This is a genomic window from Aeromonas oralensis (genome assembly GCF_049665575.1).
Taxonomy (GTDB): Bacteria; Pseudomonadota; Gammaproteobacteria; order Enterobacterales; family Aeromonadaceae; genus Aeromonas; species Aeromonas hydrophila.
In genome coordinates this window covers 2,160,440-2,176,646 of record NZ_CP187186.1, presented here as the reverse complement: position 1 = coordinate 2,176,646, position 16,207 = coordinate 2,160,440, and the positions used below count along the sequence as shown (strand labels likewise).

The window sequence follows — 16,207 nt, the reverse complement described above, 5'->3', positions numbered from 1 at the left end:
GATGGGCCTCGCTGTTTTCGGCACTTTGGCCTGCAACAGCAAGGTGACCGACAACAGAAAGGGGCCCGCAGGCCCCTTTTCATATAGAGAAGTTATCCTCAGTGGCGCCCGAAGGGCCACCAGGACTTGTCGTTGTCCAGAATGTCGACCCGGGTCTCCTGCAGGTTACCCGGTTGGCCACCCTGCAGCGCCGCCAGGCTCACCTTGAACTGCTCGGTGGGCTCGACAAACCAGTCATCGATGATCAGCACCTTGACCGACTTGCTGCCCCCCTCGCCTGCTGCCCAGCTCACCGACTGACCGAACCAGGGCAGGAAATCCAGCCCCCAGCGCGCCGTGACTCCGTCAAGGGCCACCCGGGCCCGGGCCGGCTTGCTCAGATCGCCGCTGCGCACCAGCGGGATCTCGGCAAACCACTGCCCCTCGTTCACCGTCAGGCTGGCGCGCGCCAGCGAGATGGTGGACGGCGCCAGCTTGTCCTTGATGGTCACCAGGGTCTGGTGCTGCTCGCCCAGGGTCGCGCCACTCGGGTCAAACAGCTCCAGGGTAAAGGTCTCGTCCCCTTCGCGCAGGGTATCGCTCTTCACCGGGATGCTGATGGTCTGGCTGTCGCTCTGTCCGGCGGCCCAGTGCAGGGTGCCGGTGAGCGGCGCCACGTCGTTGGCATCGGCGCTGCCGTAGGCAATGCGGTAGCTGACGCTGGCCTCACCATAGCTGCCGTCGCGGCGCGCCACGCTCAAGGCCAGGGTGTTGCCCTCCTCCACGTTGGCAGCGGCGCTCTCGAGGCTCAATACCCCGGCGGGCGGCAGCGGATACTGGATGGCCACCAGCACCGGATCGTGATCCGAGGCGCTGAAGGGCCCTTCGGATTTCGCCAGCTGGCCGCTGTACTTGCTGCCGTACTCGAAGAAGTTGCTCTCGGCGGAGTTGATGTGCCAATCCTCGATGCCGATCACCTTGGCCGCGAGGCTCGGGTTTGCCAGGGCGTGATCCAGGTTGCCGAGCTCCCCTTCGTAGCTGTAGGAGTAGGTGTCGGTGCCGTGGAAGCGGGTGTTGAGGTTGATAAGGCCATACCCCTTGCCAAGGGCGCTGCCGCTCTCCTCGAAGGGCTGACCCGCCAATGTGGTAAAGGAGGCGCTCATGATCTGGCGCGACTGGGCGGCCGGATCATAGTCGGTCAGCACCCGAATGGGATCCTCCATGCCGTAGGCGTTCATGTCGCCGATGAGCAGCAGATCCCCGGCCAAATCCTTGAGGTGTTCTCCCAGCACCTTGGCGGCGGAGACCCGCAACGCATTGCAGTGGCCCTGGCCATCCAGCGGATCGGCAGTGGCGTAGTCGGGGTAATCCTCGAGGCAGGCGGAGCCCTTGGACTTGAGGTGGTTGACCACCAGGGTCAGCGGTGCATCCCCCTTGGGCGAGCTGAAGCGCTGCACCAGTGACTCGCGCATCCCCTGATTGATGGTCACCGGCTTGCCGCTGGCGTCCACCGCCTCGGCCTGCTGCACCGGCAGCGCGATAAGGCCAGCAGCCCCCTCCGGGGTCACCTTGGCGGGTCGGTAGATGAGCCCCACCGTGATGGCGTCGGTACCAATGGGCTTGCCATCCGGCGAGGCAATCCAGCGGTAGTGATCCGCCTCATCCGGCTGGGCGGCGTTGAGGGCCGCCACCAGGTTGACGATGGCGGAGTTGTCGCCGTAGCCGTTGTTCTCGATCTCCATCAGCCCCACCACGTCGGCATTGAGGCGGGTGATGGCGCTGACTATCTTGGTGCGCTGCAGCTCGAACTCCGCTACCGTCAAGGCGCCCCGGTTGCTGCCGGTGGGGTTGGCATCGCCCCCCACGACCGTGGTGAAGAAGTTGAGCACGTTGAAGCTCGCGACCCGCAGATCCCCCGCCTCGGCGAGCTCGGGGGTTTCCACCCGATCCCAGCCGCTGTGATCTATCTGGCTAGCGTCAATGCGGTTGCTGGCCACCAGTCGGAACAGGTTGTAGGAGTAGCCAAGCGCCCCCTCCAGCCCGTTGAGCTTGTCGCCGATGCGCAGGTAACCGTCCTCGGCGTTGAAGCCGGGGAACCAGGGCAGCACGCCATCCGGCGCCTTGGCGTCGGTCTCCACCACCAGCTGGTTCTGCTGGTTGCGCAGGGCCCAGTTGCTCGCCTCCTCGCTCATGGCGGCAAATTTCTGGGTCGACTTGATGAGCGGCGCGCCATAGGCCAGCACCAGGTTGTTGCGCTTGCCGTCGTAATCGAAGCTGAAGTTGCGGGTCACCACCAGGCTGGATTCCGGCACCAGCCGTACCTGCATCCCCTCATGACGCTCCAGCAGCTGGCTCAGGCTCTCGCCCGCCACCGGCAGCAGATCCACCGCAGCCGGGATGGCCCCCAGCGGCCGGGTCACCACCAGCTCGTCGGCGTTGAGCTGGGTCTGGTTGAAATACTCCTTCACCTTGCCCGAGACGCACACCTCGGCCCCCGGCACGATGGCAGCGTTGGCCTTGGTGCTGTAGACGAAGAGGCCGTCGGAGGTGGCCGGATCGCCGTCCCCCTGCTCATCCTGAATGAAGAAGCCCTTGTAGAGGCCGCTGACTACCTGGGTCACCACGCCGCGGGTGGCATAGGCCTGTTCCGATTCAAACTTGCCGGCCGGCACCAGCGGACTGCTGCTGCCGGGGCCCTGAATGGCGGGCACCGGCACCAGGCTGTCCACCGGGCAGACGAAGGCGGGCGGCTGGGTGCCATCGCAGGGACCATCGCCACTGCAGCCCAGGCCACTGGCGTCATCTTTCGGGGCGGCCACGTATTCCTGCGCCGGATCGAAGGGGGCGGTTGCATCAGTTCGGCCGATGGTGACGGTGGCCTTGCGGCGCAGGGTCATGTCCAGGGTCGAGACGTTGCCCGACACCCAGGCCGTGCCCGGATCCACACCGACCTGGCCGAAGCTGTCCACTATCTCGCTGCCGCGATAGAGCACCAGGGCGTCGTCACCATTGAACACCAGGTTGCCGCTGGTGCGGTTGGCCTTGGCCAGGATCTCGCTGCTGGCGGAGGGGTTGGCCAGCACCAGGGTGGCGCCCGGGGCCAGCGTGCCTTGCAGCGCCAGGCTGTTGGTGGGTGATTCGCTGATGGGTTTGCCGTTGGCGTAGAGCGCCAACCGGTATTGGGAGAGATCGACGAGGTCGCTGCCGAGGTTGCTCAGCTCCACCGCCTTGTTGTTGCCCGAGCCTTCCAGGTATTCGCTGATGAGCAGCTGTGCCTGTGCCGGTCCCGCCAGCGCCAGCCCGACGGCCAGCGCTACCAGAGAGTGTCTTCCTGACATGCCAGTTTCCTTTTTCTTTTTGATGTTATGTTTTGCGCCCCGTTAGACGGGCCGCAGCACCTGATTACAACCCTGATTGCGCATCATGGCGGCCTTCGCCGACCATGGCGCCTACTCTGCCCGTTTCCGCGAAGGGTCGCCGCGAGCTGGCTAACAATTACAGAAAAATGTTGCGACCACGTGACAAAAAAGGGGGCTTTTTCAGACCCCTTGCCATTATTTTCCGTTATTTCCCGCCCGCCGATATTTGCTGCCGCCAATAGGCAAAGGCGGCGCACAAGATGGCGACACAAGCTGACATATCGCGTAAAAACAGTCGCTTGCCATTTTCAGGCCGCTGCACGGACCCGCCTGCTTATTATTTGTGCTGGCAACCGGGCTGCGCGGGATGCCTGTTCCCCATTGCCCGCCCGAAATAACGGGATGCGTGCTTGAGCAGCGGAGTGAAAATAACCTCCCGGCCTATTTCAGGTGCTGTCACCTTGCTGCTGAACGACGGTTTGCGAGGCTAATCGAGGGGCTAACCCATCACCCCTTGCAGCACTTCTTCACCGCCCGCACCACGTTCTGATAACCGGTGCAGCGACACAGATTCCCCGACAGCCCGCGGCGGATCTCCGCCTCGCTCAAGGGGCGGCGATCTGTCTTGTCGAGCAGGGCGGCGCTCGCCATGACAAGGCCCGGGGTGCAAAAACCGCACTGCACCGCCCCCTCGTCGATAAAGGCCTGTTGTACATCGGAGAGCTCGTTGCCCTGTCGCTCTCCCTCCACGGTGCGAATGGATTTGCCATCGGCCCACACCGCCAGATAGAGGCAGCTGTCGATAGCAGTACCATTCACCCGCACGGTACAGGCGCCGCACTCACCGACGCTGCACCCCTCTTTTACGCTGATGATCCCCTGCCCGCGCAGGAAGTGGAGCAGCGACATGGTGGGCGACACAGCGTAGGAGTAAGGTTTGCCGTTGATCTCGCACTGGATCGCAACAGTGGGACAGCTTTGCGGTTGCATCATAGGATCTTGCCTCCGGCACGTTCGACGGCGCAGGTGATCACCCGGTGCGCCAGGGTTTTGATCAGGTGCAGGCGAAATTCCTTTTCTGCCCGCCAGGAGGATCGCGGCGCCACATCAGCCACCACCGCCTCGGCAATCGCCGCCAGCGTCGCCCGGGTCAGCGGTTGCCCCTCGGCCGCCGCTTCGGCGTGCGGGGTGCGCACCGGCGTCGGGGCCGCCACTCCGTAAGCCAGTCGTAGGCGCTTGAAGTGACCATCCTCAATCTGGCAGTAGGCGGCGCAGCCGATGGTGGCAATGTCCATGGCGCCCCGCATGGCGTATTTGAAGTAGTGGGAGCCCACCTGAGGGTGCGCGTCTGGGGCAAAGTGAAACGCCACCAGGATCTCCGCCGGTTGCAGCGCCACCTTGCCGGGACCGGTATGAAATCCGGCGATGGGGATGCGGCGCGTGCCATTGGGCCCGGCGATTTCCAGCTCCGCTTCCAGCGCGACGGTAGGCGCCGCCGAGTCGGCACTGGTGGCACCATTGCAGATATTGCCGCCATAGGTGGCGACGTTGCGGATCTGCGGACCGGCGATGGTGGCAGCGGCTTCGGCCAGCATCGGCAAGCGGCGCTGCACCAGCTCGTTTTCGATGAGCTCGGTAAAGGTGGTGCCAGAGCCGATGCGAATAGCGCCGTCGGCCAGCTCGCTCACCCCCTTGAGCTCGGGCAAGTCGTGAATATCGACGATATGACGATAGGCAGCGTTGAGGTGATGGAGCTGGATCATCACATCGGTGCCACCGGCCAAGAGGCGCGCCTCGGGGTCGGCCTGGCGCAGGGCGACCGCCTCGGCCACGCTGTGGGCCTTGTAGTAACGGGCAATATCAAACATGGCGTTGCTCCTCCCCTGCTCCCTCGCCAATCAAACCCGCCGCGACAAACTCCCGAAACAGGGTCTTGGGGGTGATGGGCAGCTCGTTGATGGCGACGCCGGTCGCCATGCGGATGGCATTGCGAATGGCAGGGCCCGGCGAGATGATGGGCGGTTCCCCCAGGGATTTGTGGCCATAGACCGACTGGGGCTCGTAGGTCTGCACGAAGTCGCATTCGAGCTCGGGCAAATCCAGCATGGTGGGAAACTTGTAGTCGAGCAGATTGGGGTTGCGCACCACGCCGGTCTTGGCGTCGATGATCATCTCCTCGAACAGGGACCAGCCGATCCCCATCCCCATACCGCCGTGCACCTGCCCCTCCGCCAGCTGTGGGTTGAGGATCTTGCCGGCATCGTGCAGGTTGAGGATGCGGTTGATGGTCACCTTGCAGAGATCGATGTCGACGCTGAGATCGACGAAGGTGCAGCCAAAGCTCGGCGGGTTGGTGGTGGTCTTGTGGGAGACCTCGGAGGTGATCTGGCCGCCGATGGTGAGGTGGTAGTAGGCGTTGACCGACACCTCGGCGACGCTGATGAGCACCTTGTCCGGCGCACCCGCCAGCACCACATAGCCGTCGATCAAGGTGAGCGACCCCACATCCTGATGACAGAGCTGGGCCGCCAGCGACAGGATGCGGGCCCGCAACTGCAGCGCCGCCTGATGGATGGCAGGGGCCGCCACATAGCTCTGGCGCGAGGCGAACGAGCCCGGGTCGTAGGCGGTGATGTCGGTATCCTGGGTCGAGATGACCCGGATCTGCTCAAAAGGAATGCCTAACGTCTGGGCCGCCATCTGGGCAAAGACGGTGTCCGACCCCTGCCCTATCTCGGTGGCGCCGATCTGCAGATTGACGGTGCCATCCTGATTGAGCAGCATGCGGGCGCCGGCAATTTCGACCCCCACCGGATAGGTGTTGGAGCCGTAGCTAAAGCACGCCACCCCGATACCACGGCGCACCCTACTTGCCGGATCCTGCGCCAAGCACTCGGCCTTGAGCCGATCCCACTCAAACTGCTCGCTACCCCGGTGCAGACACTCAGGGAGCCCTGCGCTGTAGATGGCCTTCTGGTTGACCTGATTGACGTCCCCTTCACGGGCCACGTTGGCGATGCGCACTGCAAGCGGATCCAGACCCAGCTCGGCGCAGGCATCATCCAGCATGCATTCAAGGGCAAACACCACCTGCGGCGCGCCGTAACCGCGCATGGCACCGGCGGTGGGCAGGTTGCTGTAGAAGGTTTTGGCGTCGTAGCCAAAGGCGCTGCGCGGATAGAGGTAGCTGATCTTGTTGGCGCCGGCGCTGGCGATGGAGTGGCCGTGAGAGGCATAGCCGCCGGTGTTGGAGAGCACGTCGAGCTGATACCCCTTGAGGGTGCCATCCCGGTTGATACCGAGGGTGCCGTCGATGGCAAAGCCGTGGCGGGTGCGGGAGGCAAAGAAGCACTCCTCCCGGCTCAGCGTCACCTTGACCGGCACGCCACCGAGCTGGTAACTCAGAAACGCCGCCATCGGCTCTTCCAGCACATCCTGCTTGTTGCCAAAACCGCCACCCATGTAGGGCTTGATCACCCGCACGCTCGACCAAGGCAGGCCGAGGGATTTGGCCACCCGGCTGCGCACAATCTGGGGGATCTGGGTGCTGGTGACGACGATGATGTGGTCCGGCTGATCCATGTAGGCGTAGCAGGTGACCGTCTCCAGATGACAGTGCTGCACCACCGGCGTCTGGTAGTGCCCCTTGAACTGCAAGTCGGCGGCGGCGATGGCCTGCTCCGGCTCTCCCGCCCGGATCTGACTCTGGCGCAGCAGGTTGCCGCTCGGGTGGATGGGATAAGCCCCCTCGGCCAGGGCGCTGGCCGCATCCGTCATCACCGGCAGCGGCTCGTAGGTCACCTTGACCAGGGCAGCGGCCTTCTCGGCCACCAGCGGATCGCGGGCCACCACGATGGCGACGCCATCGCCGAAGTGACGCACATGGTCGGTGAGCAGGCGGCGGTCTTTCACATCCCGCTTGGTCTCATCGAGGGACCAGGCGTGACCGGCGGTGCGAAAGCAGGTGGTGGGCACATCCTCGTGGGTGAACACGGCTTCGACCCCGTGCAGGGCCAGCGCCTCGCTGGCGTCGATGGCAAGTACCTTGCCGTGGGCGATATGGCTTCGCACGTACTTGGCGTGGCGCATGCCGAGCATGATGTTGTCGTCGGTATAGCGGGCGCTGCCGGTCACCTTGGCCTCGGCATCCACCCGCTTGAGCGGTAATCCTATGGACATATGCAAGTCCTTTGTCAGGCAGAAAAAATCAGAACCGGTATAAAAAACAGCAAGATATGCGCCCGTTTCCGGCAAGGTGGGCCAACCGGGGGGCAAAGGCGGCGAGCAAAGGGAAGAAGTGTGAAGAAGATCCCATCCGGCGCCCATCAGGCTCTCCGTCATGGCCGTGGTCAACCCCGCAGCAGCAGCCCATGGAGGACTCGGCGGCGCCATTGCCGGGCGGCGTTATCAATCTGGTAGCCCCCGTTATCAAAATGGTATGAGTTCGGTTTGAAGGGCGGGGCCGGCCAAGAGAGGCTGGCCCCGCGATAAAGAAGGACGCGATGCGGACTAGATGGCCCAGCCGCCAGCGTAGAAGAGCACCAGCGCCAGGGCGATGATGACGGTGCCGACGTTGAGCTTGCGCCACTCCTTCGAGCAGATACGGCCGATCACCAGGGCGCTGAAGCCCAGCATGATGCCGGTGACGATGTTGCAGGTGAGCACGATGAAGACGGCGCACAGCAGGCCGGACATGGCCCCGACGAAGTCATCGAAGTCGAGCCGGGCGACGTTGCTCAGCATCAAGAGCCCCACGTACATCAGCGCCGGTGCAGTGGCATAGGCCGGCACCAGATAGGAGAGCGGCGAGAGGAACAACATCAGCAGGAACAAAACCCCCACCACGGTGGCGGTGAGGCCGGTCTTGCCCCCTGCCGCCGTGCCCGCCGCCGATTCGATGTAGACGGCGGCCGGCGCGGCCCCCACCAGACCGGAGAAGATGCTGCTGATGGAGTCGGCGCTGAGCGCCTTGCCGCTGTTGATGATGTGGCCATCCTTGTCCAGCAGATTGGCCTGCCCCGCCACGGCGCGAATGGTGCCGGTGGCATCAAACACCGCCGTCATCACCAGTGCCAGCACGCTTGGCAGCACCAGCGGCGAGAGCGCCCCCATGATGTCCAGGCTGAAGATGAGGGACTTGCCCTGCTCGTCGGCGAGGCTCGGCATGGCGAACAGCCCCTGGTACTTGACCGCCGGATCGAAGATGAGGCCGAAAATGGAGATGGCGATGATCACCAGCAGGATCCCGCCCGGAACTTTAAGCTTCTCCAGCCCGACGATGACCGCCAGCCCGATGAGGGACATGATGACCGGCATGGAGGTAAAGGCCCCCAGCGCCACCGGCAGCCCCTCCAGCGGGTTCTTGATCACCAGCCCCACCCCGTTGGCGGCGATCAGCAGCAGGAAGAGCCCGATGCCGATGCCGGTACCGTGGGCAATCCCCATCGGCAGGTTGTCTAGGATCCAGCTGCGCACCCCGGTCACCGAGATGGCGGTAAACAGCACCCCCATCAGAAAGACGGCGCCGAGCGCCACCGGGATGGAGATCTGCTGCCCCAGCACCAGGCTGAAGGCGGTAAAGGCGGTGAGCGAGATGGCGCAGCCGATGGCCATCGGCAGCTTGGCCCAGAGCCCCATCAGCAGCGAACCAAAGCCCGCCACCAGACAGGTGGCCACGAACACAGCGCCGGGGGGAAAGCCCGCCTTGCCGAGCATGCTGGGCACCACGATTACCGAATAGACCATGGCGAGGAAGGTGGTGAGCCCCGCCAGCACCTCCTGGCGCACGTTGCTGCCCCGCTCGCTGATCATGAAGTAGCGATCGAGCGCGCTGCCGGCGGGCTCTCGTCCCGCCGCCGCCCCCTTGTCCGCAGTTGCCCCGTCCATCTCGTTTATCCTGTTTGTCTGGCTCATGGCCGACTCCTTCCTGCATCCCTGAATGTGTCGTGACGAAATGGCGGTCGGTGCCGTGGATCTCTGCTGCCACGGTCGCCGGCATCATGGGGTTGGCAGGCAAGGCAAACGTTTGACTTGCCATCTAAAAAAACCGGGCCATTTCACCTGCTGTGGCGGGGCAAGCGCCTCGCCTGTCGTGCGGCGCAGGCACCACGCTGGTCCCTGCTGCCGTGTTCCCGGGGCGAGCATGCCCGCCCCTCTGCTTTGAAAACCGGATCAGCCCCGCTCGTGCACCAGCTGACCATCCACATAGGTGCGGTAGATGGATCTGTCATCCCCCAGGGTCAGCAGCACGAACAGCTTGTCGCGCAGGGTGGTGGAGTTGTCATAACGCAGCTGCTGCAGCGGGGTGGCGACCGGGTCGAGCACCACGAAGTCCGCCTCCTTGCCCACCGCGAAGCTGCCGATCTGCTCGTCCAGCCCCAGCGCATGGGCGCCGCCCAGGGTCGCCAGATAGAAGGCCTGATAGGCCGAGAGGCGCTCGCCCTGCAACTGCATCACCTTGTAGGCCTCGTTGAGGGTCTGCAGCATGTTGAAGGTGGTGCCAGCGCCGATGTCGGTGCCCATCCCCACCTTCACCTGCTTGTGCCACGCCTTGTGCAGCTTGAAGAGGCCACTGCCCAGATACAGATTGGAGGTGGGACAAAACGCGATGGTGGATCCGGTCTCCTTCAGGCAGTCCCACTCCTGCTCTTCCAGATGGACGCAGTGGGCAAACACGCAGTTGTGGCCGGTGAGCCCGTGCTGGTGATAGACGTCGAGATAGCCTTTGTGCTCTGGGAAGAGGGATTTCACCCAGGCTATCTCGTCCTTGTTCTCGCACAGGTGGGTATGCAGGTAGGTGGTCGGGTACTCTTCGCGCAGCCGTCTCGCCATCGCCAGCTGCGCCGGGGTCGAGGTGGGGGCAAAGCGCGGCGTGATGGCGTAAAGCAAACGGCCGTTGCCGTGCCAGCGCTCGATGAGCGCCTTGCTCTGCGCATAGCTGCTCTCGGCAGTGTCCAGCAGATAATCTGGTGCGTTGCGATCCATCATCACCTTGCCCGCGATCATCCGCATGTTGATGCGGCTGGCCGCCTCGAACAGGGCATCCACCGATTCGGGGTGGACGGTACCGAACACCAGCGCCGTGGTGGTGCCGTTTCGCAGCAGCTGCTTGATGAAGAAGGTGGACATCTCGCGGGCGTACTCGAGATCGTTGTAGCGCCGCTCGGCCGGGAAGGTGTGGCGGTTGAGCCACTCCAGCAGCTGCTCGCCATAGGCCCCCACCATCTCGCTTTGCGGGTAGTGGATATGGGTATCGACAAAGCCCGGCACTATCATCTTGCCGCGATAGTCGCGCACCCGTACCTGGGCCGGGATCCGCTCCTTGCCCTCCTCCCACTGGCCGAACCAGTCGATACAGCCGTTGCGGATGATCAGCAGGCCGTCTTCGATGAGGCGGGCATTGGGCTCTATCTCCTCGGGCTGGCTCACCACCCGGGTGATGTCAAAGAAGCTGCCGCGCACCGCCTTGACGGAGTTGTCGTTTTTCATCTCTCAATTCCCTCTTGTTGTTCGTTAGCCGCGATCCACTTGCGGGGCGCGCACCTGGGCCTCGTCCGTCGCCAGCCCCTGTTGGCGGACGGTGGCCGACGGGGCTGGTCGGGTGGCAAAACGGGTGTCGGGTTTGTCGCTCAGCTGGATCAGCTCCACCGCCTCGGCGGCATTGGCGGCCGCTTGGCGTCTGCGGCTCTGGGGCAGCACCAGGTTCATGATGATGGCGGTGATGCCGCCGGCGCAGATGGGGTTCTCCACCAGCATGTAAATGCCCGCCGGCAGCACCTTGAAGACGTTCGGGTCGTAGGAGACGCCGAGCCCCAGCCCGAGCGAGGTGGCGACGATCAGGGTCTCGCGCCGATCGAAGCCGTGACTGATGATGATGCGTCCGCCGGCAATGGCGATCATGGAGAACATGATGACCATGGCCCCCCCATCACCGGAGACGGTATGGTGGTAAAGAAGCGCCCTACCACCGGGAAGAGGCCGAGCAGCACCAGGATGACGGCGATGAACTTGCCCACGTGGCGCGAGGCCACCCCAGTCATCTGGATGACGCCGTTGTTCTGGGCAAAGGTGGTGAGCGGCAGGGAGCCGAGCGCCGAGGCGATCACCGACACCAGACCGTCCGCCAGTACGCCGCCGGAGAGCCGTTTTTGGAACTCGGGGCCCTGAATATCCCGGTGGGAGACCATGGCGGTGGCGGTGATGTCCCCCACCGCCTCCAGCACGCTCAACAGATAGATGGTGCCGGCCAGCACGAAGGCGTGCAGATCGAAGGAAAAACCGTACTTGAACGGGATGGGCACAGTGATGAGCGGCAGGTTCTCAAGGGCGGAGAAATCCACCATGCCGAGCATCAGGGCCACCGCATAGCCCACCAGCAGGCCGATGGCGATGCCGCTCATGCGCAGCAAGGGGCTCCTGCTGCAGTTGAAGGCGACGATGACGCAGAGCACCAGCAGCCCCAGGCCGATGTTCTCGTATTTGCCGAAGGTGCCGCTGCTCATGGCGGAGAAGCCGCCGCCAAAGTCGATGATCCCCACCTTGATGAGGCTCAGGCCAATCATCAGCACCACTACCCCGCTCACGGTGGGGGTGATCACCCGCTTGAGATAGGGCAGCACAAAGGAGGAGCCCATTACCAGGAAGGCCCCGACGAAGGAGACCCCGAGCAGGGTCGAGACGATCAGCTCCTCGTGCAGGCCATCTTTTTTCATGGCGCTGCCAAGCGCGATCATCACGGTGACGAAGGAGAAGTTGACCGACTGGATGGAGAGCAGCCCCGAGCCGATGGGGCCGTAGCGGTTCACCTGCAGCCAGGTGCCGATGCCGGAGGCGATCATCGCCATGGAGACCAGATAGGCGGTGGTCTCGGTGGAGAGGCCAAGGGCCCCGCCCACGATCAGGGCCGGCGTCACCATGGGCACGAAGATGGCCAGCAGGTGGGTCACGGCCCCCATCAGGGTTTGGTAAAAGGGAGGTTTGTCTTCGAGCGCGTAAATCAGGTCCGAGTGCTTGCGTGTTGTTTTAGACATCTTGATTGTCCCATCACACAGAATATGGGCGGAGTACTCATTCCGCTGTCAGGTGCTGGGGGCGAGCCTGCGCCCGCCCCTCACCTTTTCTTTTGTTATGCCGACGCTTGTTGCTCCAGCTTGCCCAGTTCGCGCAGGATCTGCTCCGGCGTGAAGTGCCACTTGCGCAACCAGACACCACAGGCGTCGTGGATGGCGGTGGCGATGGCAGGCGCCGCGCCGTTGACCCCGATCTCCGAGATGGACTTGGCGCCGTAAGGGCCGACCTTGTCGTCACTCGGTACCAGGAAGGCCCTAAAATCGCGCGGAATGTCGCCGATCTTGGGCGCGCCATAGCTCTTCAGATCCCGGGTGAGCGGGATGCCCTTGCCGTCGTAGCAGATCTCCTCGGTCAGGGAGTGGCCGATAGCCCGCATGGTCGCCCCGTAAATCTGGCCGAGCGCCAGCTCCGGGTTGATGGGGGTGCCGCAGTCGAGCAGGGCGTAGAACTTGTCGAGCCGGATCTCGCCGGTTCTGACATTGACCGCCACCTCGGCGAAGTTGGCGCCATACGGGAAGGCAAGCTCAGAGGTGATGTAGCTGGCGGTGCCCACCAAGATACCGAAGCCGGTACCGGTCTCGGCCTTGTGGGCCAGCTTGGCGAGGCTCACCTCCCCCAGCTTGCCGCGCACCAGGCCCGGGAACGCCAGCTCAACATCGGCTACCGGCTCGCCCAGCATGGCGGCACCGTGGAACAGGATCTTCTCCTTGAGATTCTCGGCCGCCTTCTTGGCCGCGTTGCCGGAGAAGCAGGTGCCTGACGAGGCGTAGGCCCCCTTGTCGAACAGGGCGTGGTCAGTGTCGCCGGAGATGACATGCACATCCCCGAGCGGGCAGTGCAGCACCTCGGCGGTCAGCTTGGCCACCACGGTGTCGAGGCCGGTGCCGATATCGGCGCCACCGGAGTGGACGATAAAGGTGCCGTCCGATTCCAGCTTGACCATGCAGTTGGCCTGATCGATATCCGGGATCCCCGATTTTTGCATGATGATGGCGACGCCACGGCCGATGCGCCAATCCCCGTCGGCGGCTTTGGGGCTATCCCAGGCGATCAGCTCGCGGCCCTGCTTGAGGATGGGTTCGAGGGCGCAGCTGGCCGCGTGGGGCACCGAGGTGGGCATCTTGCCCTCGCCGATGGCCCCCAGCACCTTGAGGATGTCCCCCTCGTGTACCCGGTTGTGCTCCACCATGTCGAGCTGATCGATCCCCAGTTTCTCGGCAAGTTCCGCGATGGCCATGGTCAGCGCGAAGTTGCCCTTGGGCGCGCCATAACCCTGATAGGCACCGGTCGGGCAGATGTTGCTGTAGTAGGTGTTGACGGTAAAGCGCACGTTGTCGCACGGATAGAGCGGCAGGGAGAGCGCCGGGCCATTGCTCGGCACCGTCAATGAGTGGTTGCCGTAAGGGCCGGTGTTGGCGCGAAAATCCATCTCGATGGCGGTGATGGTGCCATCTTTCTTGGCCCCTACTTTCACCTTCACCTTGGCCACATGGCGGGAGGTGTTGCTGATGAACTCCTCTTCCCGGGTGTAGCGGAAGGTAACCGGACGGGCCGGTGACCTTGGTCGCCCAGGCGCACACCTCTTCCAGCAGGATGTCCTGCTTGGAGCCAAAGCCGCCCCCTACCCGCTCCTTGATCACATGCACCTGGTGCTGCTTCATGCCGACAATGCGCGCCACCTGACGGCGTACGTGCCACGGCACCTGAGTCGATGCATGAATGACCAGACGATCCCCATCCATGTAGGTGAAGCAGATGTGCGGCTCGGTCGGGCACTGCTGGGCCTGGGTCGATTCGTAGGTGCGCTCGACAATCTCGTCCGCCTCGGCAAAGCCTTTGGCCACATCGCCGATCTGGCCATGGACGCTGGCGGCCAGGTTCTCATGCGGACGGGAACCGATGGGGAAGTTGATGATCATGTGCTCGTCGCCACGGCGCACCGAGCAGGCGTTCTGCTGCTCGAGATCCGCCGGAGCGCCGGCCATGTAGACGATGGGCTCGTCGTGGACCAGCGGCGCATTGGGGGCCATCGCCTCGTCAATGCTCATGACCGCCGGCAACACCTGATACTCGACCTCGATGAGTTTCAGCGCGGCCAATGCGATGGCTTCGCTCTCGGCCACCACGGCGGCCACCCGATCACCGACGTGACGCAGCTTGCGGCCAAACATGCGGCGATCGAGCGGTGACGGCTCGGGGGCACTCTGGCCACCCGGGGTGTAGTAGATATCCGGGCAGTTGAGGTGGGTGATGACATGCACTACCCCCGGCATGGCTTCGGCGCGGCTCACGTCGAGTTTGGTGATCACCGCATGGGGATGAGGGCTGCGCAGCATCTTGATGACCAGCGCATCCTCGGTGACCCTGTCCTCCACGTAGCAGGGTTTGGCCTGTACCATCTTGGCGGCGTCAACCTTGGGGCAGCTCTTGCCGATATGGCGCAGATCGTCACGGAACTCGGGGGCAATCTGGCACAGATAATCGGGATCCTTCATCCGTGAACTGGCAAGCTCGATGGCCTGATAGAACTGCTGGTAGCCGCCGTCCCGGTGAAAGAGGCCCGAGAGCGCGTCATCGATTTGATCACGGGTCGGTTCGGGATGGCGATCAAGCAGGTCGGTGACGATGAGCGCGGCGGCCGGATCGTTGTAGCCGGACTGCACCACACCCACGTCCACCATCGCCTGCTGCACCAGACTGAGCTGGTTCCAGCTGCCCAGCGCCTCGGCGGTGCGCACCTGCGCGCCATCCAGCTGGGCGGCGATCAGCAAGGAGGCGTTGATCACCTTGCCATTGAAGAGAATGGCGTCGGAGCCGGCAAAGCCGAAGCCGTCGTCGCTGTTGCGCACCGAGTGCATCCGGCACTGGTTGAACAGCACCCGCTGGGCATTATCACCGGCCTTGCAGATGACGGTGCGCAGGGCACCGTTCAGGGTAAAGTTGAGTTCCATCATGCCTGTACCTCCTGCTGCTGGCACTCGACCAGCAGATCCGCCACCACTACCCCGCTGATATAGCGCTTGTAGGTCACGCTCCCGCCGAGATCCTCACGCGGTGCAACCAGCTCGCTCACGGCCGCTTCCAGTGCGGCATCGTGCAGCTCGCGGCGCTCCACATCACGCAGGCGCATCGGTTGCGGCGTAACGCCAGCAACGGCGACTCGCATCTCGCCAAGGGCGTCGAGGGCCACCGCGGCAGTCATCACCGCCAGACCATCGGCGTTGCGGCTGATGCGGCGAGTGGCGCAGCGCAGCGCGGGCTCCGGCAGCACCACCCCCAGCACCAGCTCCTTGCGCTGGCCCGCCAGATAGGCATCGATGGGTTGCAACTGATTGTTCTCCAGCACCACCACGGCTTCGAGTACCAGCAGTACCGGCAACAGCGGGGAGTCCTGCTGCTGGCAGGCAATTTCGCCGCCAATGGTGGCCTGATTGCGCAGATGGCGGGAGTAGACAAACCCCAGCGCCTCGCACAGGGCGGCCGGGGTACGGGGGTCGTCTTTGAGGGCTTGCAGGGTGACGGTGGCGCCGATGTGGAGCTGGCCGTGCTGCTGCTCAATCTGGCCAAGTCCGAGCTTGTCCAGCGAGATGGCGACCTTCTTGTCGGTGCGGGTCGGGGCTGCGTTGAGCTTGCTGCCGCCCCCCATGTAGACGGCGTCGTTGCCAAAGCGGGCCTTGAGTTCCAAAGCCTGACCCAGTTGCTCGGGTCGGAAGAATTGCTCAATCATGTGTCGTCCTTACTCTTGCTGCCCGCCGCTGGGCAAATCCACAGGGCGGGCAATCCAGTCCAAACGTGCGGAG

General features: G+C 63.9%; 7 protein-coding genes and 2 pseudogenes. All 9 read right to left on the bottom strand.

What is annotated here, in order from left to right:
• Positions 1 to 98 precede the first annotated feature (98 nt).
• A complete protein-coding gene (locus ACPDZI_RS10265; RefSeq protein WP_323933128.1) occupies positions 99 to 3,317 on the bottom strand; it encodes an ExeM/NucH family extracellular endonuclease in 3,219 nt (1,072 codons plus the stop codon).
• A gap of 528 nt (positions 3,318 to 3,845) precedes the next feature.
• Entirely contained in the window at positions 3,846 to 4,331 is a 486-nt protein-coding gene (gene xdhC / locus ACPDZI_RS10260; RefSeq protein WP_323933129.1) for a xanthine dehydrogenase iron sulfur-binding subunit XdhC, read from the bottom strand.
• Positions 4,328 to 5,206 carry a xanthine dehydrogenase FAD-binding subunit XdhB gene (xdhB, locus tag ACPDZI_RS10255; protein WP_336988141.1) on the bottom strand — a complete coding sequence of 293 codons (879 nt, stop codon included), beginning with the start codon at positions 5,204 to 5,206 and terminating at the stop codon, positions 4,328 to 4,330. The genes xdhC and xdhB overlap by 4 nt, the downstream gene beginning before the upstream one ends.
• Entirely contained in the window at positions 5,199 to 7,517 is a 2,319-nt protein-coding gene (gene xdhA, locus ACPDZI_RS10250) for a xanthine dehydrogenase molybdenum-binding subunit XdhA (protein ID WP_438834474.1), read from the bottom strand. Before xdhA ends, xdhB begins: the two co-directional genes overlap by 8 nt.
• A gap of 330 nt (positions 7,518 to 7,847) precedes the next feature.
• Positions 7,848 to 9,224 (bottom strand): NCS2 family permease, encoded by a 1,377-nt coding sequence (locus ACPDZI_RS10245; RefSeq protein ID WP_438834565.1) that lies wholly within the window; start codon positions 9,222 to 9,224, stop codon positions 7,848 to 7,850.
• 285 nt (positions 9,225 to 9,509) lie between these two features.
• The gene (gene guaD, locus ACPDZI_RS10240) at positions 9,510 to 10,826 is read right to left on the bottom strand and encodes a guanine deaminase (protein WP_323933132.1); all 1,317 of its coding nucleotides are present in this window, start codon (positions 10,824 to 10,826) and stop codon (positions 9,510 to 9,512) included.
• Positions 10,827 to 10,850: 24 nt separating this feature from the next.
• Positions 10,851 to 12,367: pseudogene (locus ACPDZI_RS10235) on the bottom strand (nucleobase:cation symporter-2 family protein).
• A 95-nt stretch (positions 12,368 to 12,462) separates the two neighbouring features.
• Positions 12,463 to 15,361 (bottom strand): annotated as a pseudogene (locus tag ACPDZI_RS10230) (molybdopterin-dependent oxidoreductase Mo/Fe-S-binding subunit).
• Positions 15,358 to 16,134 (bottom strand): molybdopterin-dependent oxidoreductase FAD-binding subunit, encoded by a 777-nt coding sequence (gene ygfM / locus ACPDZI_RS10225; protein WP_438834473.1) that lies wholly within the window; start codon positions 16,132 to 16,134, stop codon positions 15,358 to 15,360. Before ygfM ends, ACPDZI_RS10230 begins: the two are co-directional and overlap by 4 nt.
• Positions 16,135 to 16,207 lie beyond the last annotated feature (73 nt).